The organism is Microbacterium sp. LMC-P-041, assembly GCF_030209555.1.
Taxonomy (GTDB): Bacteria; Actinomycetota; Actinomycetes; order Actinomycetales; family Microbacteriaceae; genus Microbacterium.
In genome coordinates this window covers 186,677-205,490 of the sequence record NZ_JARVRV010000006.1, presented here as the reverse complement: position 1 = coordinate 205,490, position 18,814 = coordinate 186,677, and the positions used below count along the sequence as shown (strand labels likewise).

Here is an 18,814-nt window from a genome sequence, read left to right as displayed (position 1 = left end):
TCAGGTCACGCGTCCGTCGCCCGGTCGCGAGACCCGGAGCCAGCGGTAGCCGTATGCCGGCACCTCCAGTTCGACCTCGCCGTCCGGCCCCAGCGCGATCTGGGCGGGATCGAGCAGATCGACGAGCCTCGTGCCCTCAGGCTCGTCCTCCACCCGGAACGACGTGGTGACCGGCACCTCGGCGAAGTTGTGGAGGGCGATCATCCTGCCCACGTCCGCGGCGAGCGAGTGCGCGAGGAGCGAGGCGGCCGGCTGGTCGATGATCTCGAGCGTTCCCCAGCCGAGTTCCGGCGAGATTCGATACGCCGAGGTGAGCGCCCGCACGAAATACAGCATCGACTCGCGGTCACCCAGCTGCGCGGCGACGTTCACGTGCTCCGGCGCGTACCCGTCGGACGGTGGCCGAGCGACGAGCCGGCTGGGCGCGGCATCCGAGAATCCCCCGTTCTTGTCGACCGACCACTGCATCGGCGTCCGCACCGCTTCGCGGCCGGGGATCTCGATGTTCTCCCCCATGCCGATCTCCTCGCCGTAGAACAGCACCGGGGTGCCGGGCAGGGTGAAGAGCAGGCTGTAGGCCATGCGGATGCGACGAGGGTCGCCCTCGAGCATCGGAGGAAGGCGGCGGGTGATGCCCCGCCCGAACACGCGCTGGCGTTCATCGGGCGCGAAGGCGTCGAACACCTCCTGGCGCTCGCTGTCGCTGAGCTTGTCGAGGGTCAGCTCGTCGTGGTTGCGCAGGAAGTTCGCCCACTGCACCTCGGATCCGAGCACGGGGCGAGCCCGCAGCGCCTCGATCAGCGGAGCGGGGTCCTTGCGGGCGAACGACAGGTACAGCGACTGCATCCCGACGAAGTCGAACTGCATGGTGAGCTCGTCCTCATCCTCACCGCCGAAGTACTGCACCTGCTGGTCGTAGGGCAGGTTGACTTCGCCGAGCAGGATCGCCTCGCTCGACCGGCGCTGCAGGAAGCGGCGGATGTCGCGCAGCAGATCGTGGGGCTCGGGGATGCCGGAGCCCTCGGGGATCTCGAGCAGGAAGGGCACCGCATCGACGCGGAAGCCGGAGATGCCCAGCTGCAACCAGAAGCCGATGACCTTCGCGATCTCGTCACGCACCCGAGGGTTGGCGATGTTCAGGTCGGGCTGGTGCTCGTAGAAGCTGTGCTGGTACCACTGCCCCGACTTCTCGTCCTTGCCCCAGATGCCGTTCGCCTGCCCGGGGAAGACGGCGTTCTTCTGCCCCTTCGGAGGTGCGTCGTCACGCCACACGTAGTAGTCGCGATACGGCGAATCCACGCTCCGTTTCGCGGCGAGGAACCACGGATGCCGGTCGGAGGTGTGGTTGATGACCAGGTCGACGATCACCCGCATCCCGCGGTCCCGTGCAGTGCGGATGACCTCGACGAAGTCGCCGTGGTTGCCGAGTCGCGAGTCGATCCCGTAGAAGTCGCTGACGTCGTAGCCGTCGTCGCGGTCGGGCGTCGGATAGAACGGCATCAGCCACAGGCAGGTGACGCCGAGCTGCGAGAGGTAGTCGATGCGCTGGGAGAGGCCCTGCAGATCGCCGACGCCGTCGCCGTTCGAGTCGAGGAACGTCTCGACGTCGAGGCAGTAGATGACTGCGGTCTTCCACCAGAGGTCGCTCGTGTCGGTGATCTTCACAGTCGCTCCTTCAAGGCGGGGATGAGCTCGGATGCTGCGGCGTCGAGGTATCGGGACTGCTCGGAGCCGACGTGATGCAGGTAGACGCGGTCGAACCCGATCCGAACCAGATCCGCGATGCGGTCGGCCAGTGCGGTCGCGTCGTGGTCGATGAGGACGGCCTTGCGGAGCCCCTCCTCATCGATCCCGACCAGCGCCGCCTCGAAGTCCTCCGGCTGCTCGAGATCCCAGGTGACCGGAGGCGCGAGCAGTCCGTTCCGCCACTGCTCGCGCGCGATCCCGAACGCCGCATCGTCGCTCTCGGCCAGGCTGAGATGCACCTGCAGGATGCAGGGACCCGTGCCTCCTGCACCCCGGTAGGCATCGACGACGCGCTGCAGTGCGGCCGGTTCCTGCGCGACCGTCGCGAGGCCCTGCGCCCACGACGCCGCCCACTCCGCCGTCTCGGCGCTCACAGCGGTCGCGAACAGCGTCGGCGGTTCAGCCGGTCGGCTCCAGACCCGCGCGCGATGCACGCGCACCAGACCGTCGTGGTCCACCTCCTCTCCCCCGATCAGTCGGCGGATCACGTCGACGCTCTCGCGCAGTCGGTCGTTGCGGATGCTCTTGTCGGGCCATCCGTCGCCCGTCACGTGCTCGTTGACCGCTTCGCCGCTGCCCATCGCCGCCCAGAAGCGGCCGGGGAACATCTCCTCCAGCGTCGCGAACGCCTGCGCGATCATCACCGGGTGATACCGCTGACCCGGAGCATTGACCATGCCGATCGAGAAGCGGGTGCGGGCGAGCGCGGCGGCGATCCAGCTCAGGGCGAAACCCGACTCGCCCTGAGTCGTGGTCCACGGTGCGAGGTGGTCGGAGCACATCGCCCCGTCGAACCCTGCGCGCTCCGCCTCGACCACGGCCTCGAGCAGGGCGCTCGGGGGGATCTGCTCGTGCGATGCATGAAAACCGATGAACACCATGCGCCGAGTCTGGCAACGAACAGCGCGCGGCGGCAGTGGTGGACACTCCGGAACGAGTCTGGCAAGATGCGACGCCCGGATCGGCCCGCGGTCTCAGCTGCCCGGGCTCACGATCCCGAGCTCGTAGGCCAGGATCACCGCCTGGACGCGACTGGGCAGATCGAGCTTCACCAGGATGCGGCCGAAATGCGCCTTGACCGTCGACTCGCTCAGATGCAGCGTCTGCGCGATCTCGCTGTTGGTGAGGCCGCGCGCGACCTGCAGGAAGACGTCACGTTCCCGCTCGGTCAGCGCCGAGAGCGCGCCCTCCCGGGCCCCGGCGTCCGGCGGCGCGAGGTGCGGCAGGGCGACCTCGATGAGCGTCGCGGTGATGCGGGGTGCGACCACCGCATCACCGGTGGCGACCGTGCGGATCGCGGCGACGAGCTCGGCCGGTCTCGTGTTCTTGAGCAGGAACCCGGCGGCCCCGGCCTGCAGGGCTCCGAAGGCGAACTCGTCGAGATCGTACGTGGTCAGCACCAGCACCCTGGTCCGCGGCAGACGCGCGTAGTCGCCGGCGGGCTGTCCGGCGGGCGGGTTGATCTGCACCGTGACCGGATTCGCGATCGCCGGGTTGAACAGGAGCGGATCCGGGAGCTCGTCGCTGATGACGGTGTTGAGGCAGCCGGGGTCGTTCACCGACGAGCAGTTGACGGTGATCTGATAGGTCACCGTGTCGCCGGGTCCGAAGGGGCCCGCCTCGACTGCGGACTTCTGGATCGAGAACGCCGCCACCGCGAAGGCCGGTGCCGCTCCGAAGACCAAGGATGCCGCGGCGAGCGCGAGCACGGTGAGTCCTGCGAGAAACCGTCGTCGCCGTTCCATGTCGATGACCCCCCTGAGCCTGCGTGGATCAGGCCAGCGTAGGAAGGTCCCGAAGAGACCGACAGGACGCCCTCACCCTGCCGGGGTGACACCGGGTGGTGGTGCGGCGAGCGTGCTCATCCGCCTCAGATGACGGCTAGCGCGACCGGGTTTCGCTCTCGACGGGCTGCCGACTGGCCGACTCACGCACTCGGAACCACAGCGTCAGCTCCATGATCGCGCGACCGATCATGTCGTGATCGCCCATGCGGAGATCGTCGAACGAGTCGCGATATCCCGAGGCCGTTCCAGGCTCCGGAGCGACGAGGGACTGATATCCCATCGTCCAGTCCCGGAAGCGCCGTTCGTGCAGCGGCTCTTCGATCAGCACGCGGACATCCGTGTGGCGCGGGTCGCGGCCGATCCTCTCCATCAACGCCTCGACGTCGGACCTGGGCCCCTCGAGGATCTGCACGAACTCTCCGCCGCGGTAGAGCAGCATCCCGGTGATGTCGCGGTCGCTGTTGCGGGCGCGACTCACTGACAGCAGTTCACCGAGCTCGTGTTCGCCGAACGGCTGCGTGGCGCTGCTGCAGTAGACGAGCGAGACGAGCGGATTCTGTTCAGTCATTCCGCACCCCGTCCCTGCCGTGGTAAGCCGACCGATGCGCGCTGACCTCGACGGTGGCCGTCACCGCTGCCATCGCTCGATGGTGGTCCGCGAAGTCGCCGATGGAGCGCGAGGCCGCATCGAATGCGCGCCAGACGCCGTCGGACAGACGGTCGACGTAGCCGAGGAAGGAGCCGTCCTGGCTGCCCACGTAGAAGCCGTCTGCCACGCTCGCCCAGAGCGGGCGAACAGGCGTCGGCGATTGATCACCCATGCTCTCAGCGTACCTTCGAGATTCCGGGCGGGCTCCGGATCATCCTCCAGGCGGAGTGACGATCGGAACGCGCGGTCCGGCTCTGGCAGGATCAAGGACATGATCACGGTTCACCTGCGCTACGAGATCGACCCCGACAAGCTCGATGACTTCACCGAGTACGGCCGGGCATGGATCCGTCTGGTGGCGAACCACGGCGGGACCCACCACGGCTACTTCATGCCGAGCGAAGGCGACAGCGATGAGGCGTTCGCGCTGTTCACATTCCCCTCGTTGGCCGAATACGAGGTCTACCGCACGGCATCGAAGACCGACCCCGAGTGCATCGAGGCCTTCGAGTTCGCGCGCAGGACCCAATGCATCCGCCGCTACGAGCGCCGCTTCCTCAGCCCCGTCTTCTCGGCCGACGCCGACTGAGGAGGATGTTCCCGCCCGGTGCGTCAAGGGGGTTCGACGGTGCCGCTCTCCGTCCTAGCGTCTGCGCATGGCTATTGAACTGAATCACCCCGCCCTCGAACACGCCCGCTCGCTGGTCCGCGACGGCAAGGTCGTCCGCGACGAGCGCGACGACTGGTCGGAGGCCGCGCCCAGCGCTGACGACGAGAACCGCTTCATCGAGCAGCACGGATGGACCGAGTTCTCCCACTGGCACCTGGGCATCGACAAGAGCGAGAACCCCGAGACGAAGAAGGCGTACTCCTTCCCCTTCGGGGATCTCCGCTCGGTGCGCCGCTCGGGAGTCATCTCCGGTGAGAGCCGTGCCGGGCAATACGACCACACCGAGATCCGCGACGAGCTGCGCAAACTCCTCGAGCTGATCGACGCCGACCGCGACTAGCTCGGACTCCGGATGCCTCAGTCCGAAAGCGACCGTTTGCCGGGATGTTCGGCCCCGCCCGTGGCCACGGGCCGCGACATCATGATCTCGATCCGTCCGTCGGGGAACGTCTCGCTCGCCCCATCGGGCGTGAATCCCAGGCGCGTGTACGCCGCGATCCCCCGGGGGTTGCTCTCCATCACACCGAGATGGATCGTGTCCGCTCCACGGGAGGAGACATAGTCCGCGCAGGCGACCATCAGCGCGTCGACGGCTCCCTGACCCCGGTGATCCGGTGCGACCCAGACCCCGTTGACCACCCAGCGGCCACTCATGTCGTAGACGCCGCCGATGCCGACGTCCTCGCCATCGATGCTCGCGATGAATGCTCCAGGATGAGTCGAACGGCTCCGCCAGACGTCGTCGCCGAACGCGGACTCCCGCCGCAGCGTCGACCCGAACATCTCCGGGGACTCTGCGAGCGCGGCCAGCCGAAGGTCTCGGTAGCGTTCCCACGTCGCAGACGGCGCCGGAGTGATCGTCACATGCATGCCAGAAGCCTGCCAGAGCGCGGGACGCGACGTCAGATCCGGTCGCTGACTACGGCCCCCGCGCCGTCGCTGAGCGCGTTGCGCTTGTCGCGTCGGCTCTCCCGAATGACGCTGATGACGCTGATCGCCAGCAGGATCAGAAGCAGGCTCTCCACGTACCCGAGTGCACCGGTCCCCGAGTCGTCCGCGGGCGAATGCTGCACGGGGACCGATGCGGACGGAAGCCCGACGTCGGACCCGACGTAGAGGACCCAGTCGGTGAGAGCGTGAATGAGCATGGCGACCCAGATGCGCCCGGTGACGCGACGGATCCAGTAGTAGGTGGCGCCGGCTGACATCAGGGCGATCACATTGAAGGCGATGATGAAGAGCGGCAGACCGCTGAACAGATAACCCGGAATATGGGCGAGCGCGAACACGAAGCACGTGAGGAGGAACACGGCGAACTCGCCGAAGCGCGCGCGGACCGCTGTGAGCAAGACGCCCCGGATCACCAGCTCCTCACCGAACCCGACCATCAGCGTTCCCAGCGCCACGACGACCAGGAAGCCGAGCGAGCGCCCAGCCCAGGGCACGTCGAACAACTCGACCACCGGCACGGCGAACGCGAGCACGGGAATCGAGATCAGCCACCACCGGCGAGGGGTGAGGGTCGGGGTCGGTCGCTCCCTCCACACCTCGGCACCCCAGCCTGCCCACCGCAAGAACAGCAGAACGCCGCCGATGCCCACAGCGAGGGGGATGAAGTGACCGAGGGAGAAGTCCGCCAACGAGCCGTCGTCGCCGACCAGCCCGCTGAGGAGGTTGCCGAGCCCCCATGCGCAGAGAACGTAGAAGACCACGACCCCGAGTGCGAGCCAGATGCTGCGGGGACGTCCGATTGCGGTCTTCATCCTGAGGCTCCCCTGATCCGGCGGGCGTCGCCCCGTCGACGCCGCATGAGAGCGAGCGTCCGGTCTCCGAGGCAATCCTAGGGTTGCGGAACCTCCGCTCGTCGTTCGCCGACTGACGCAGAGAGGTCGCTCACCCCTTCGGAGCGAACGAGCCCAGAGCCGACCGATACTGCGCGCTGTCGCTGCGCACCTCACCGGTGACCAACAGCGCGTGAGGGCCGATCTGTCGCACGTGCAACTCGCGGCACGGGATGGTCACGACCTTCAGCAGGCCGCGACGCCAGGCATCCGCGAGCGCCTCGACGTCTCGATGCTCGGGACTCTCGGCGAGCGTCGTCGGTCGTGTCTCGACGTGAGAATCGAAGCCGCGCCGCTCCCAGTCCCGATATGCCTCATCGTCGAAGACATCGCCGCCGAAGTCGTCTCGCCATGCCGGCCCGACGAGCTCGCGCAGAAGGCGCTCCCGCTCCGTCGAGCTCAGGTCTGAGCTGAACACCGCATCGAGCAGACCTCGGTCGGGTTCGACGGCGGCGTGCGCGAGCACGTCCTCCCAGATCCGCGACCAGGCTGCCGACCAGCGGTCGCGGGTGACGGCATCCACCGGGTTCGCCGCAGCCGCAGGCGTCTCGATCAGCCTCGGCGGCAGCGTCTCGCCGACGGGACGCAGATCGTGCGCCTCTCGAATCCAGAGCAACTCGAGCAGGAGCTGTGGTCTGTCCTCCACGGTGATGGACATGTCGTGCGGCCAGGGGTTGTCCGGCATCGGAGTCGTCGATCGCATCCCGTCAGTCCATCGGATCGCCGTTCGGCTTTCAACCGGTTGCTGTCCCCCGAACGGCGGATACCGGAGGATGCCGGCATACGAGAGGATGGCCTTTTCTGCGGAATGCGAGCGACGGGTGGACGCGATGAGGGGCTCTCGATGACGGCACCCGGGCAGCCGGTGGATGGGCTGTCCGATTTCGCGGAGCTCATGGCGCATGAGCAGGAGTTCAGCGGTGATCGGGTCGACCCCGCGGTGCGCAGAAGACGCCGGCGACGAGGGCTCGTCATCACCGCCGTCTGCGTGGTCCTGGTGCTGGCCGTGACCGGAGGGTACGTCGGGTGGGCGCTCACGGCTCCGGTGGATCCGCCGGCCGTGACCGCACGCGCACCGCAGGTCCCGGTCGGCGACGCGGCTGCCGTCGCCACGCATACGGCTGCGGCATCGGCGATCAGCGTGTCCGGCGCCGACGCGTACCTGGGCGAGGGGGCGAGCGGCACGTGGTCGGCGACGGGGACGGGCGAGCCGCTCCCGATCGCGAGCATCACCAAGCTCATCACCGCCCTCGTCATCCTCGACGCGTCACCGCTCGCCTCCGCAGACGACCCCGGACCGACCATCACGTTCGGCAAGGCCGATCACGACCTCTACGACCAGTACTACGTGCAGGGCGCGACCATCGCTCCGATGCCCACCGGCACCTCGATGTCGTTGCATGATGCCCTGGCCGTCATGCTCATCCCCTCCGCGAGCAATTACGCCGACGCGCTGTCCTCCCGGATCTTCGGGTCGCAGAGCGCTTTCCTCAGTGCGACGCGCGCCTGGCTCGCATCCCACGGCCTCACCGGAACGACGGTCACCGAGCCCACTGGCATCAGTTCGCGCAACACGAGCACGCCCGCCGATCTGCTGGCCATCGCGAAGCTCGCCGCCGCGCATCCGGCGATCGCTCGGATCGTCGCGACCCCCTCGGTCTCGATCCCCGGCGCCGGTCAGCTGATCAACACGAACGCCCTCCTCGGCACCGCCGGGATCACGGGACTGAAGACCGGCAACCTCGGCGAGGGCACGCACAGCCTGCTGTACACGGCGACGCTCGACGTGGGCGCGCCCGATCCGCTCGAGATCACCGGCGTCGTCCTCGGCGGATCATCGCGCGAGTCGGTGAATGCCACCGTGATCGCCGAGCTCGAGAGCATCCGCTCCGGCTTCCATCAGGTGCCCGTCGCGAGCGAGGGCCAGGAGATCGGAACGATCTCGACACCCTGGGGGTCCACCGCCACCCTGGTCATCGGCGAGGACGCATCGATCTTCACCTGGTCGGACACGCCGATCGAGCTGACGATGGACATCGACACCCCTCCCACCTACCGCGACGGCACGGCCGTGGGGACCGTCACCTGGACCGCCGGACCGAACACCGTCACTGCCCCCGTGACCATCGCAGGCACCATCGATCCGCCCACCGAGTGGTGGCGGCTCACCCACCCGTCCGAGCTCGGCTCCGCGACGGATGCCGAGGGCTGAGGCCGCTCGACCGCGCATCGGAACGCTGCGTGCCGACCTTCGGACGAAAGTCGAAAGATCGACCGATCGGCCTCCGCCTGCGTTCTCCGGCTATACGATCTGCATCGAGGCGCCAGGCCCGATGTGCTCTGCGGAAGGACAGCCGGATATGTCAGCAGACCCGATGACCTCTCGACCTGAGGCACCGAGATCCGCCGCCGTCTCCGCCTGGGCGCCGCTGGCCATCCCGGCATTCCGGGTGCTGTGGTTCGCGCAGCTGGGAAGCAACATCGGCACCTGGATGCAGACCGTCGGCGCACAGTGGTACCTCGTCGACGCCGCGGCCAGCGCGACCATCATCGCCCTCGTGCAGACGGCGAGTCTGGCCCCGGCCGTGCTGTTCTCCCTCCCCGCGGGGGTGCTCGCCGACTCCCTCGACCGCCGCAGACTGCTGATCTGGGGGTCGGTGGCGAGCGCCGTGATCGCCGCGGCGCTGACCGTCATCGCCTTCCTGAACGAGCTCACTCCGTGGACGATCCTCGGCTTCACGTTCCTGCTCGGGATCACCTCCACGCTGACGTCCCCGGCCTGGCAGGCGATCCAACCGGAACTCGTGCCCCGCCCGCTCATCGGCGCGTCCTCCGCGCTCGGCGGCGTCACGGTGAATGGCGCCCGGGCCGTCGGCCCCGCGCTCGCTGGCGTGCTGCTGTCGCTGTTCGGCGCACCCGTCGTCTTCGGCATCAACGCGCTCAGCTTCATCGGAGCAGTCGTCGCCCTTCTGTGGTGGCGACGGCCGCCGCAGAGCGGACTCGACGACAGGGAACCGTTCACGGCCGCGCTGCGCGCAGGCGTTCGGTACGTCACATCCGCCCACCTCGTGCGACGCATCCTTCTGAGGTCCGCTCTCTTCGCCCTGCCCGCCAGCGCACTGTGGGCGCTGCTTCCCGTGACCGCCAAACGGCTCGACCTCACCTCGAGCGGATACGGCTTCCTGCTCGGAGCGCTCGGCGCCGGGGCCGTGCTCGGCATCTTCGTTCTGCCCATCGCCCGCAAGAGGTTCTCGGACAACGCGGTGATCGCGGCGAGCGCTCTGCTGTTCGCAGCCGGCACGCTCGCCGCGGCATGGCTGCCGTTCGTCCCCCTGCTGCTGCTGCTCGTTCTCGCCGGAGTCGCCTGGATCGGCACGCTCACCGTGCTGAACGCCGCACTGCAACTGACCCTCCCGCAGTGGGTGCGATCGCGAGGAGCATCGATCTACATCCTCGTCTTCATGGGAACGATGGCCGTCGGGTCGTTCGGCTGGGGCGCCCTGGCCGGAGCAGTCGGCACGGCGACGTCGCTGGCCGTGGCCGCGGCGCTGCTCGTCGTCATCGCAGCCAGTGTGATGTGGCTGCCGCTTCTGCCGGGCACGAGCACCGTCGACCGGACCGTCTCGATGTCGTGGCCCACCCCGACCCTCGTCCTCGACCCCCAGCCGACCGACGGCCCCGTTCTCGTGCAGATCACCTACACCGTGCGACCCGACAGCATCGACGCGTTCCGAGAATCCATGCGACTGGTGGAGAGTTCGCGGCGGCGAACCGGCGGGTACCGATGGACGCTCCTCCGCAGCGGCGAAGAGCAGGACCTGCTGCTCGAGTCCTTCATGGTCCCCTCCTGGGGAGAGTACCGACGACAGCAGACCCAGAGACTGACCGGTCGCGACCGTGAGATCCAGGCGACCGCGCGGGCGCACACCGACGGCGAGCCCACAGAGGTGCACTACTTTCCCGAGCCCACGCCGCCCCGCAGGAGACCCGGACCTCAGCGCTGAACGGGCTCAGGGGGACAGCAGAAGGCCTGCGCCGTCGGATGCCGGGGCATCTGGGAATCCCGTGAGAATCGACGGGCTGGTCACGACCGCGCCGATAGCGTCGAAGCATGGATATCGACACCAGACGACCCCAGGTTCGCCGTGCACGCATCCTCTCGCCCCTGTTCGGGATGGCGGTCGCCGCTGCGCTGCTGGCCGGATGCGCAGCCCCCGCGTCCCCGACCCCGACGGTCACGCAGACGGTGACGGCATCCGCTGATCCTGCGCCGAGTCCATCGCCCAGCGCATCCTCCACGCCGACCGCGGGCGTCAGCCCATCGGGCATCGGAGACGTGGAACTCGGCGCGCCCTACGACGAAGCCGTGGCGGCGGCGGGTGCCGCTCCGGTTGACGCCTGCCCGTGGCTCGCGTCCACGGAGGCCGACGGATACATGCTCACCGTTCAGCGCCCCGAGGTCTCGGAACAGGACCCCGCGGTGGTCGACCTCGTGCAGGTGTCCGCCTCACCCGTCGACCTCGAAGGCAAGCCGGCCGTCGGCCCGCTGACCGCTGAGGGGATCGGTCTCGGTTCCCGGCTCGACCAGGCGCTGGCCGTCTACCCCGACGCGGTCGAAGTCGAGAGCGTCGGCGATCGCCGCTATCTCGCGATCGAGTCGGAAGCCGGCACCGGTTCGGTCTTCCTGACCTATACCGCCGGAACCGACATCATCTGGGGCGTGACGGCGACGACCCTCGACGAGCCGCCGTACGAATCCTGCGCGTGAGCGCGGGCGTGAGGCGGGAGCATCCGGAGTCGAGTGTAAGGCGAAGGGTGAGTCGGCCCTGTCTCGTACTCCTCACGCTCCGGTGCGAGAGTAGCGACTGACCCAGAGGCCGGGAATCGGCTCGGCATCCGACTGGTGCACGAAGCCGAGGGACTCGTACAGCGCTCGAGCTGGCGCATTGTCGCGCCCGGTCGCGACGACCGTCTGGGGCGCGAGCGACATGACCTGCCCCACCAACGCGGCGCCCAGGCCTTTCCGGTGATGGGTGGGGTCGATCATGAGACGGTCGAGGTCGACGACGTCATTCTCGATCACGTATCCCACCGCTCCGGCGATCTGGTGATTCTCGTCGACGCAGACCAGCCACTCCAAGGCAGCCGAAAGCAGGTCGGACGCCGTCTCATGAAGCGGCGGAATGCGGTCGTCACCGATCAGCCGAGCCTCGACAGCGTACGCCTCGTGCTGAAGCTCAAGGAGGCGCGGCGCGTGTCTGCGCACTTCATCTGCGGTCAATCTTCGCGTCAGCACAGTCCGCCGCTCCTTCACCCGATCGAGCCGGTAGACCCGGCCTTGGCCTTTGTGTCGCCACAGAGACCACATCAGTTTGGCGCGACTACGGAGAGTCGGGGGCCGGCCCCAGCTTTTCTTCGATCATGCGCCGCCTCTCGATCCGTGGCGCTGTCCGACGGTGCGATCTGGGTGCGGCGACAGCTCAGCGATCCGCTGGCTTCGTCGACACACGGCATCACCGCTGTGACCTCCCGGGCCTCTCGTCGCGGAGGACGGATGCGGGACGCCTCGCGCGAGGGAGGAACGCTGATGCGAGGCGCCCCGAGTGAGGCCGATGCCCGCCGGAGTCACTCCGGCCAGATGATCGCCCCCGGCGCCATCCGGCAGATTCAGGATCCCCGCTCGAATCCATTCCCACAAGACTCAACTAGACATCGAGTGACGAGGTACTCCGCGTTGCCGCGCATCGCGGGCTTGTACCGCTCAAGGTCATCGACAGGCACCATGATCGACCCACCAGACCAGGCGCGTCTCGCACGTCTCCAGGAGATCCGAGTCGCTTCGGATCGAGGCTCTCGCCGAACGTGGAGGTAGAACCTTCACGACCGAAGAGACGCTCGGGTTCATCCGGCGACATGATCTCGCCGCAGACAGCCCCTCGCGCCAGACGCGGGTTGATTCACGCCCTGCCAACATCTAGGTACATAAGTGTTGGTATGATGATGTGATGTCCACGTCTTCGCCCAGCACACGCATCCCCATCGATGCCGTCTCGAGCGAGACCCTCGACTGGGCGCCGCGCGCACCGGAGATGTTCTCACGGGCCGAGGTTGTGCGTCAGACCGGGCCGTACGAGGCGACGGTCACAGCACCGATCGCCGAGTGGAGCCCGCAGGTTCCCAGCGAAGACGCCGCTGATGTCGAAGACGCCACGCGCCAGCTGGTCGCGTTCGACGAGCATGCGCGGCGCACGTTGGGCACCGACAATCCGGCCCTGGGCCCGATGACCGCGATCCTGCTGCGCACAGAGTCCGCGTCCAGCTCACAGATCGAGCAGCTGACGACGTCGGCGAAGCAGCTCGCTCTCGCCGAGATCGATGAAGGCGACAAGGCCAACGCGCTCACCGTCATCGGGAACGTCCGCGCCATGGAAGCAGCCCTCGCGCTCTCGGACGAGATCTCCGAGGATTCCATCCTGCAGATGCACCACGCTCTACTGCGCCACCAATCAGGCCTCGAGCAGGAAGCAGGTCTCTACCGCCAAGAACAGGTCTGGATCGGCCCCGGCAACGCCGGCCCCCGCCAGGCGGAGTTCATAGCTCCCCACCACGACCGGATTCCCGGTGCGATCGGTGACCTGGTCAGATTCGTGCAGCGCCAGGACATCTCCGTGCTTGTTCAGGTCGCTGTCGCGCACGCCCAGTTCGAGACCATCCACCCGTTCGTCGACGGCAACGGCCGCACCGGCCGCGCGCTCGCGCAGTCGATCCTGCGCAACAAGGGTCTCGTCAACTCCACCGCCGTACCGATCTCTGCCGGACTGCTCGTGAACACCGGGCGCTACTTCCAGGCGCTGACCGCTTTCCGAGCCGGCGACGCTGCCCCGATCATCCGCGAGTTCGCCATCGCGAGTCGCATCGCCGCGTCCACGGGGACGCAGCTGGTCGACGATCTCGTCGCGCAGCTGGACGAGTCCCGCGCTCTACTCCAGGGCGTCCGCTCCGACGCTGCGGTCTGGAAGGTCCTTCCCGCGCTCGTGGGCCAGCCGGCTGTGAACACGAAGTACCTCATGAGCGCGCTCGGACTCGGCGAGATGGCGGCGCTGCGCGCGCTGGACACACTCGCCGATCGCGGGGTGCTCACCGAGACGACCGGCCAAGGACGCAACCGCGTCTGGCAGCACCGCGGGATCTTCGACGTCCTCGACGACTACGCCGAGCAGATCCGCCGGATGACTGCTCGAGGCTAGCCGCGCGCCAGCGCGGGGTCATAAGCCCCGGCGGGTCGGCACTGCTTATGACCCCCGATCCGACTTCCGCGGAATCTCGCGGATTTCGTGCGCTCCCCTGCGCTCTGTGGATGAAGAATCGGCGGCTAGATCGACTAGAGCCAGGAGCGGTACGGTGAGCGCATGACCCAACCCATCGAGACCGAGGCTCCGCGCGAGTGGCGAGAGACCTGCGGTCGGATCGGATGGGCGGTTCTCGCTATCGCCACGACGATCGTGGTGGTCACGGTCATCGAGACACTCCTCGCCGGTCTCGGGCTCGCACTCGGCGCCGGAATGACTGCTGAGGAGGCAGCGGGCATCATGCTCCGTGTCTGGATCACTCTCGGGGTCGTAGCTGCGATCGCGGTGATGTCGATCATCGCTTCGAAGTGGGGGCTGCTCGCCGCGTCGCTGCCGATCCTGGCTGTTCTGTTCGTCTTGGCCAACGGAAGACTCACCACCGTCTCATAGAGGTCTTCGACGGCCGTCCCGTAAGGGGTCATAAGCCCGGACGGGTCGCCACTGCTTACGACCCCCGATCCGCCTTCCGCGTAATCGTGCGGATTTCGTGCGCTCCCGTGCGTTCGGTTGCTGGGGCACTTCGATGGAGACCCCCAGCAATCGAGCGCATCCGAGCGCGCATTGCCTCTGAACGAGGTCTAATCCGGGTCCGGACCTGCGGCTGCAGTTCCCTCGAGCTCGCGAGGCCGTTTCAACGGAGCCCAAGGACAGATCGCTATCCACGCGATCGAGATCATCGGTGCACCCATGATCATCGAGGCGATGTCCATGGCGCCCAGCATAGGCAACGAAGACAGAGAGCCACCCCGCCCATACTCGCCCGGGCAGCCCTCTGCCGTAAGTCCTTCGCCCAACCTCAAAAACCTCAGAACGAGGACTAGTCGCCAATCCGCGGAAATGCGGGGGTTTCATGCCCCCAACCTCACAAACCTCAGATGCGCAGCGATGCCCCCTCCCGCCAGACGCACTCCAGCACTCTCGGCCTCGAGGAGACACCGATGGCTCTCGTCCACAGCACGACCCCGCCACCCTGATGAGTAGCAGGGTCGACTTGTTAGGCCTGAACGTGGGCGAAACATACTCCTTGCGGAAGAGGATCGTGCCGAAGTGCTGCATCCCGGGCTCCTGGACGCATCGCTCCAGCGGGACGCTTCAGATCGCGGCATCACGACCGGTGGGCCAACCCCGTTTCACTACAACAACGGTTTCTGGGCGCGAGACTTCAGCAGCGCTGACAACGCGGCCTTCACCTCACCGTTCTCGGTTCCGTTCATGTCGGGGTTCGGAGGGATCACCGTCGCACTCATGCCCAACGGGTCGAGCTACTACGTCTTCAGTGACAACAACGAGTTCGCGTGGCGAGACGTCGTCGCAGAATCCAACAAGCTCGACCCGATGACTGGCGGCTGAGACGTGCACGCGAGTCCGTGGCACATGCGCTCGGGCCACGGACTCGTCAGGCGGGCTGATCTCAGGCGAGCAGCGCACCCATCTGCTTCGCGATCATGGTCGTCGCGAACTTGGGGTTGAGGCGCGACAGGCGATCCATGGCCGCAGCATCCGAACCGATGGTCGCTCGGAAGCGGTCCTTGCGGATCGCGTCGACGATCACCCGGCCGGCCTCTTGCGGCGTCGTCGTCTTGTACGCGCTGGTCTCGGCCGACGCATCGCCCCCGAGATCGACGCCCGAGTTCGCGGCGATGTCGGTGCTGATCGCGCCCGGGAAGATAACGGTGACGTGCACGTTCGTGTCGAGCAGCTCGGCGTAGAGCGCTTCGGTGAGGAGCTTCACCGCGGCTTTCGAGGCGCCGTAGACGGCCTGACCGGGCACCGGGGCATACGATCCCATGCTCGCGACGTTGAGCAGCGATGCCTCCGGCCGGGCGAGGAGATGGGGCAGGAATGCCTTGCACACGTTCATCACGCCCCAGAAGTTGACATTCATGACCTTCTCGATCTCGGAGAACGGCAGTTCGTTCACCGTGACGAACTTCTGGATCACACCGGCGATGTTCGCGACGCCGTCGACCTGGCCGTGAGCCGCGATCACGGCGCCGGGAAGCGCGTCGATCGCATTCCGGTCGGTGATGTTCACCGCGTGCTGAGTGAATCGCGTGCCGACAGCCGCGAGTGCTGCGGTCGCTTCGAGGCCTGCGGCGTTCAGGTCGACGCCGGCAACCGAGGCGCCACCGGCAAGCAGACGCAGCGTCACCTCGCGTCCGATGCCGTTTCCTGCGCCCGTGACGACGAAGACCTTGCCTGAGATGTCCATGGTTTCCTTCTGGGTGGGTCGGGCCGCGATCAGCGCGACTCGGAGGAGATGTCCGCAAGGATGCGGTCGAGGGTACGGGTGATCGAGATCGTCGTCGCCGCGTCATGCCAGGGATGCTCACGCAGACCGGACTCGATCGCCGTGCCCACCGCCTCGAGCATCGGCCCGTAGCCGTTGCCCACTCGCGGATGCCCGATGCGCTCCGGCTCGCGGAAGATACGCTCCGCCGACCCTGCATGAACTCGGGCGTCGCTGCCCGCCCAGAACATGGGATCGAGCGTGATCCAACCGCGCTCGCCGCTGATCGCCGCTGAGAGATCGAGGAAGTCCACTCCTGACCAGGCGAGCTGCGCGAAGGCGCCGCCGGCACTGTCGAGGGTGGCATGCCCCGCGAGGTCCACCCTCTCGGAGACGACTCCTCGTGCTTGGACGTCGTCTGGCTCCCCGAGGAACCAATGGGCCAGCGTGACCGGGTAGATCCCCCTGTCGCGCAGGATGCTTCCGCCGTCTTCCGGCCGCTCTTTGCCCGGGCGCGGGAAGAACGGGGTGCCGAAGCTCGCCCGCACGTTTCCGATCGCGCCGAGCTCTCCTGCGGCGATCCGGTCGATGACCTCGACGTGCAACGGGTTGAACCGCATCCACATCGCCTCCATGAGAAATCGGTCCACCTGAGCCGCGCGGGCGAAGAGCAATTCGGCGTCAGCGGCCGAGGTCGCGATCGGCTTCTCGACCAGCACATGCTTACCCGCGTCGAGGGCCTCGAGCGTGATCGCGGTATGCGTGACGACAGGGGTGGCGATGTAGACGATGTCGACGTCGTCGCGAGCGAACAGCGCTGCCCGATCGTCGGTCGACGACGGGATGCCGTGCCGCGTCGCGAAGTCCGACGCGCGGTCTGCGGTTCGCCCCCAGACAGCGCTGATGTCCCCGCCGATGGCGAGCAGATCGGAGACGAGGCGATCGGAGATGTCGCCGGTGCCGATGATGCCCCACCTAGGCATCGACGGCCTTCCGCTCGCGGATCGGCGCCACGGTGAGCGTCGCGAGGGCGACGAGCACGAGTGCGGCTCCCCAGACGAGCTGATACCCGCCGGTCGCTGAGACCACGACCGCAGCGAGCGCCGGTGCCAGCGCCTGACCGAGGTTCATGGCGACGATCGCGAGACCGAGATCCCGCCCTGCGCGCGCCGGATCAGGGAGCACGTCGATGAACATCGCGTTGTCGACCGGCAGGTAGATGCCGAAGGCGAGGCCAGTGATGATCACCTGGGCGAAGAGGGCCGGGAGCGTCGGCGAGATCAGCGGGATCGCCATCGACACCGCCATGAGCAGCGACGCAACGACGATGAAGGGCTTGCGACGGCCGACACGGTCGGAGAGCCGCCCCGAGATCGCCACGGCGATGAGCGTGAAGGGGATGCCCGCGAGCCCGAGGATCGGCACCATCGCCGATGCCTCGGCGGCGCTCAGCGCGGGGCGCACGTAGCTCTGCAGCATGTAGAGATTGAGCACCGTCGACGTGCTGTAGCCGAAGAAGAAGAGCACGCGCGAGATCCACAGCCACCGGTAGTTGCGGGCTTTGAGAGCACTCGCGTAGCCGAGCAGGAACGGCTTCCAGGCGAAGGGCTCACGCTCGACATCGACGGATGACGCGTCACGGTTCCGGGTGACGAAGAGCACTGTGGCGATCGCCACGAGCAGGCCGAGGATCAGATAGAAGTCCAGCCCGACGAGTCCGAACAGTGCACCGGCGCCGATTCCACCCAGGATTCCGCCGATGATCGAGCCCATGCTCGTCCACGACGTCACGCGGCCGCGTCGGTCGCGCGGCACTCTGTCGGCGACCGTGGCCTGCAGCGGGTTTCCTGCGACGTTCAGCGCCAGCTCGGCGGCAGACCACAGCACGACGAGCACCACGAGCGACGGGGCGTACCGGACGGCGACCAGCAGCACGGCGCCGATCAGTCCGGCGTAGAGGATCCACGGCGCCCGGCGTCCCAGGCGGGAGCGCGTGCGGTCGGACAGCACACCGATCACCGGCTGGAGGATCATGACGATGATGGCGCTGGTCGTCGTGACGAGCGCCAGCCCGTTCGCTCGCGCTGCTTCGAAGTCAGAGAGCAGGGCGAGCTGTCTGGTCTGATCCGTCGTCGGAGTGACCTCGCCGGCAGCGACGGCGCGACCCAACTCGGTGAGAGCCTGCAGGTCGACGCCGGCGTCTGCCCCATTGAAGAAGGATCCGAACTCCAGCAGTTGGATCTGGTTCGGCATGAGGATGCCGTTCGTCGCCGCCCACACTGCCGAGACAGCCAGCGAGAGCAGCAGGTACCAGCGGATGTATCGGGAGAGCGGCTTCTTCGCGTCGTAGTGCACCCCGATGTTCGAGGTCCATCGGGATTCCTCACCGGCGCGATGCGTGATCTGCTCGCTCATGACCGAGCTCCCTGCAGCTGTGCATTCGTCATCGAAGTCTCCAGACCGCCTCACTGTTGAGGCTCTTACATCAAATCAGAGATCGACGCATTTGGCAACCGATTGCCACGTTCACAGAAAGACGTCA

20 protein-coding genes are annotated in these 18,814 nt (G+C 67.3%); 8 read left to right on the top strand and 12 right to left on the bottom strand.

Annotated elements, in window-relative coordinates:
* The 5 genes from QRN21_RS13755 to QRN21_RS13735 form a co-directional block, all read right to left on the bottom strand.
* Positions 1 to 1,665 carry an alpha-amylase family protein gene (locus QRN21_RS13755; protein WP_285364585.1) on the bottom strand — a complete coding sequence of 555 codons (1,665 nt, stop codon included), beginning with the start codon at positions 1,663 to 1,665 and terminating at the stop codon, positions 1 to 3.
* Positions 1,662 to 2,627: a TIGR03885 family FMN-dependent LLM class oxidoreductase gene (locus tag QRN21_RS13750; protein ID WP_285364583.1), complete on the bottom strand. Its 966-nt coding sequence runs from the start codon at positions 2,625 to 2,627 to the stop codon at positions 1,662 to 1,664. Before QRN21_RS13750 ends, QRN21_RS13755 begins: the two co-directional genes overlap by 4 nt.
* A 93-nt stretch (positions 2,628 to 2,720) precedes the next feature.
* Positions 2,721 to 3,491, bottom strand: coding sequence for a LuxR C-terminal-related transcriptional regulator (locus QRN21_RS13745; RefSeq protein WP_285364582.1), 771 nt, complete (start codon positions 3,489 to 3,491; stop codon positions 2,721 to 2,723).
* Between the two features lie 136 nt (positions 3,492 to 3,627).
* Complete coding sequence (locus QRN21_RS13740; protein ID WP_285364580.1) at positions 3,628 to 4,101, bottom strand: BLUF domain-containing protein; 474 nt, start codon at positions 4,099 to 4,101, stop codon at positions 3,628 to 3,630.
* On the bottom strand, positions 4,094 to 4,354 hold the full coding sequence (locus QRN21_RS13735; protein WP_285364579.1) for a hypothetical protein: 261 nt from the start codon (positions 4,352 to 4,354) through the stop codon (positions 4,094 to 4,096). Before QRN21_RS13735 ends, QRN21_RS13740 begins: the two co-directional genes overlap by 8 nt.
* A gap of 99 nt (positions 4,355 to 4,453) precedes the next feature.
* On the opposite strand from QRN21_RS13735, the gene QRN21_RS13730 reads away from it, so the two are divergent.
* Both QRN21_RS13730 and QRN21_RS13725 read left to right on the top strand, forming a co-directional pair.
* Positions 4,454 to 4,771: an NIPSNAP family protein gene (locus QRN21_RS13730; protein ID WP_285364577.1), complete on the top strand. Its 318-nt coding sequence runs from the start codon at positions 4,454 to 4,456 to the stop codon at positions 4,769 to 4,771.
* A gap of 67 nt (positions 4,772 to 4,838) precedes the next feature.
* The gene (locus tag QRN21_RS13725; RefSeq protein WP_187250164.1) at positions 4,839 to 5,192 is read left to right on the top strand and encodes a hypothetical protein; all 354 of its coding nucleotides are present in this window, start codon (positions 4,839 to 4,841) and stop codon (positions 5,190 to 5,192) included.
* A gap of 17 nt (positions 5,193 to 5,209) precedes the next feature.
* Here QRN21_RS13725 and QRN21_RS13720 read toward each other — a convergent pair whose 3' ends face one another.
* The 3 genes from QRN21_RS13720 to QRN21_RS13710 all read right to left on the bottom strand — a co-directional run bounded on the left by QRN21_RS13720 (position 5,210) and on the right by QRN21_RS13710 (position 7,396).
* Complete coding sequence (locus QRN21_RS13720) at positions 5,210 to 5,722, bottom strand: GNAT family N-acetyltransferase (protein WP_285364575.1); 513 nt, start codon at positions 5,720 to 5,722, stop codon at positions 5,210 to 5,212.
* 32 nt (positions 5,723 to 5,754) lie between these two features.
* A complete protein-coding gene (locus QRN21_RS13715) occupies positions 5,755 to 6,615 on the bottom strand; it encodes a CPBP family intramembrane glutamic endopeptidase (RefSeq protein ID WP_285364574.1) in 861 nt (286 codons plus the stop codon).
* Between the two features lie 130 nt (positions 6,616 to 6,745).
* Positions 6,746 to 7,396 carry a hypothetical protein gene (locus tag QRN21_RS13710; protein ID WP_285364572.1) on the bottom strand — a complete coding sequence of 217 codons (651 nt, stop codon included), beginning with the start codon at positions 7,394 to 7,396 and terminating at the stop codon, positions 6,746 to 6,748.
* 141 nt (positions 7,397 to 7,537) lie between these two features.
* On the opposite strand from QRN21_RS13710, the gene QRN21_RS13705 reads away from it, so the two are divergent.
* From QRN21_RS13705 to QRN21_RS13695, 3 genes are all read left to right on the top strand, one after another.
* The gene (locus QRN21_RS13705; RefSeq protein WP_285364570.1) at positions 7,538 to 8,905 is read left to right on the top strand and encodes a D-alanyl-D-alanine carboxypeptidase family protein; all 1,368 of its coding nucleotides are present in this window, start codon (positions 7,538 to 7,540) and stop codon (positions 8,903 to 8,905) included.
* Positions 8,906 to 9,068: 163 nt separating this feature from the next.
* Entirely contained in the window at positions 9,069 to 10,697 is a 1,629-nt protein-coding gene (locus QRN21_RS13700) for an MFS transporter (RefSeq protein ID WP_285364569.1), read from the top strand.
* Between the two features lie 107 nt (positions 10,698 to 10,804).
* On the top strand, positions 10,805 to 11,461 hold the full coding sequence (locus QRN21_RS13695) for a hypothetical protein (protein ID WP_053097679.1): 657 nt from the start codon (positions 10,805 to 10,807) through the stop codon (positions 11,459 to 11,461).
* 72 nt (positions 11,462 to 11,533) lie between these two features.
* On the opposite strand, the gene QRN21_RS13690 is transcribed toward QRN21_RS13695, so the two are convergent.
* The gene (locus QRN21_RS13690) at positions 11,534 to 11,974 is read right to left on the bottom strand and encodes a GNAT family N-acetyltransferase (protein ID WP_285364566.1); all 441 of its coding nucleotides are present in this window, start codon (positions 11,972 to 11,974) and stop codon (positions 11,534 to 11,536) included.
* A 724-nt stretch (positions 11,975 to 12,698) separates the two neighbouring features.
* On the opposite strand from QRN21_RS13690, the gene QRN21_RS13685 reads away from it, so the two are divergent.
* The 3 genes from QRN21_RS13685 to QRN21_RS13675 all read left to right on the top strand — a co-directional run bounded on the left by QRN21_RS13685 (position 12,699) and on the right by QRN21_RS13675 (position 15,392).
* Positions 12,699 to 13,940 carry a Fic family protein gene (locus QRN21_RS13685; RefSeq protein ID WP_285364565.1) on the top strand — a complete coding sequence of 414 codons (1,242 nt, stop codon included), beginning with the start codon at positions 12,699 to 12,701 and terminating at the stop codon, positions 13,938 to 13,940.
* Between the two features lie 162 nt (positions 13,941 to 14,102).
* On the top strand, positions 14,103 to 14,432 hold the full coding sequence (locus QRN21_RS13680; protein ID WP_285364564.1) for a hypothetical protein: 330 nt from the start codon (positions 14,103 to 14,105) through the stop codon (positions 14,430 to 14,432).
* 822 nt (positions 14,433 to 15,254) lie between these two features.
* Positions 15,255 to 15,392, top strand: a complete 138-nt coding sequence (locus QRN21_RS13675; RefSeq protein ID WP_285364562.1) for a hypothetical protein — start codon at positions 15,255 to 15,257, stop codon at positions 15,390 to 15,392.
* 61 nt (positions 15,393 to 15,453) lie between these two features.
* On the opposite strand, the gene QRN21_RS13670 is transcribed toward QRN21_RS13675, so the two are convergent.
* The 3 genes from QRN21_RS13670 to QRN21_RS13660 are packed head-to-tail and all read right to left on the bottom strand — an operon-like array spanning position 15,454 to position 18,687.
* On the bottom strand, positions 15,454 to 16,254 hold the full coding sequence (locus tag QRN21_RS13670; protein WP_285364560.1) for an SDR family NAD(P)-dependent oxidoreductase: 801 nt from the start codon (positions 16,252 to 16,254) through the stop codon (positions 15,454 to 15,456).
* Positions 16,255 to 16,283: 29 nt separating this feature from the next.
* The gene (locus QRN21_RS13665) at positions 16,284 to 17,255 is read right to left on the bottom strand and encodes a Gfo/Idh/MocA family protein (protein WP_285364558.1); all 972 of its coding nucleotides are present in this window, start codon (positions 17,253 to 17,255) and stop codon (positions 16,284 to 16,286) included.
* Positions 17,248 to 18,687 (bottom strand): MFS transporter, encoded by a 1,440-nt coding sequence (locus QRN21_RS13660; RefSeq protein ID WP_285364556.1) that lies wholly within the window; start codon positions 18,685 to 18,687, stop codon positions 17,248 to 17,250. Before QRN21_RS13660 ends, QRN21_RS13665 begins: the two co-directional genes overlap by 8 nt.
* Positions 18,688 to 18,814: the final 127 nt, after the last annotated feature.

Bases quoted from the DNA above. Each gene is read 5' to 3' on its own strand.
- QRN21_RS13750 (WP_285364583.1), bottom strand. From the start codon at position 2,627: ATGGTGTTCATCGGTTTTCATGCATCGCACGAGCAGATCCCCCCGAGC.
- QRN21_RS13745 (WP_285364582.1), bottom strand. From the start codon at position 3,491: ATGGAACGGCGACGACGGTTTCTCGCAGGACTCACCGTGCTCGCGCTC.
- QRN21_RS13740 (WP_285364580.1), bottom strand. From the start codon at position 4,101: ATGACTGAACAGAATCCGCTCGTCTCGCTCGTCTACTGCAGCAGCGCC.
- QRN21_RS13735 (WP_285364579.1), bottom strand. From the start codon at position 4,354: ATGGGTGATCAATCGCCGACGCCTGTTCGCCCGCTCTGGGCGAGCGTG.
- QRN21_RS13730 (WP_285364577.1), top strand. From the start codon at position 4,454: ATGATCACGGTTCACCTGCGCTACGAGATCGACCCCGACAAGCTCGAT.
- QRN21_RS13725 (WP_187250164.1), top strand. From the start codon at position 4,839: ATGGCTATTGAACTGAATCACCCCGCCCTCGAACACGCCCGCTCGCTG.
- QRN21_RS13720 (WP_285364575.1), bottom strand. From the start codon at position 5,722: ATGCATGTGACGATCACTCCGGCGCCGTCTGCGACGTGGGAACGCTAC.
- QRN21_RS13715 (WP_285364574.1), bottom strand. From the start codon at position 6,615: ATGAAGACCGCAATCGGACGTCCCCGCAGCATCTGGCTCGCACTCGGG.
- QRN21_RS13710 (WP_285364572.1), bottom strand. From the start codon at position 7,396: ATGCGATCGACGACTCCGATGCCGGACAACCCCTGGCCGCACGACATG.
- QRN21_RS13705 (WP_285364570.1), top strand. From the start codon at position 7,538: ATGACGGCACCCGGGCAGCCGGTGGATGGGCTGTCCGATTTCGCGGAG.
- QRN21_RS13700 (WP_285364569.1), top strand. From the start codon at position 9,069: ATGACCTCTCGACCTGAGGCACCGAGATCCGCCGCCGTCTCCGCCTGG.
- QRN21_RS13695 (WP_053097679.1), top strand. From the start codon at position 10,805: ATGGATATCGACACCAGACGACCCCAGGTTCGCCGTGCACGCATCCTC.
- QRN21_RS13685 (WP_285364565.1), top strand. From the start codon at position 12,699: ATGTCCACGTCTTCGCCCAGCACACGCATCCCCATCGATGCCGTCTCG.
- QRN21_RS13680 (WP_285364564.1), top strand. From the start codon at position 14,103: ATGACCCAACCCATCGAGACCGAGGCTCCGCGCGAGTGGCGAGAGACC.
- QRN21_RS13675 (WP_285364562.1), top strand. From the start codon at position 15,255: ATGTCGGGGTTCGGAGGGATCACCGTCGCACTCATGCCCAACGGGTCG.
- QRN21_RS13670 (WP_285364560.1), bottom strand. From the start codon at position 16,254: ATGGACATCTCAGGCAAGGTCTTCGTCGTCACGGGCGCAGGAAACGGC.
- QRN21_RS13665 (WP_285364558.1), bottom strand. From the start codon at position 17,255: ATGCCTAGGTGGGGCATCATCGGCACCGGCGACATCTCCGATCGCCTC.
- QRN21_RS13660 (WP_285364556.1), bottom strand. From the start codon at position 18,687: ATGAGCGAGCAGATCACGCATCGCGCCGGTGAGGAATCCCGATGGACC.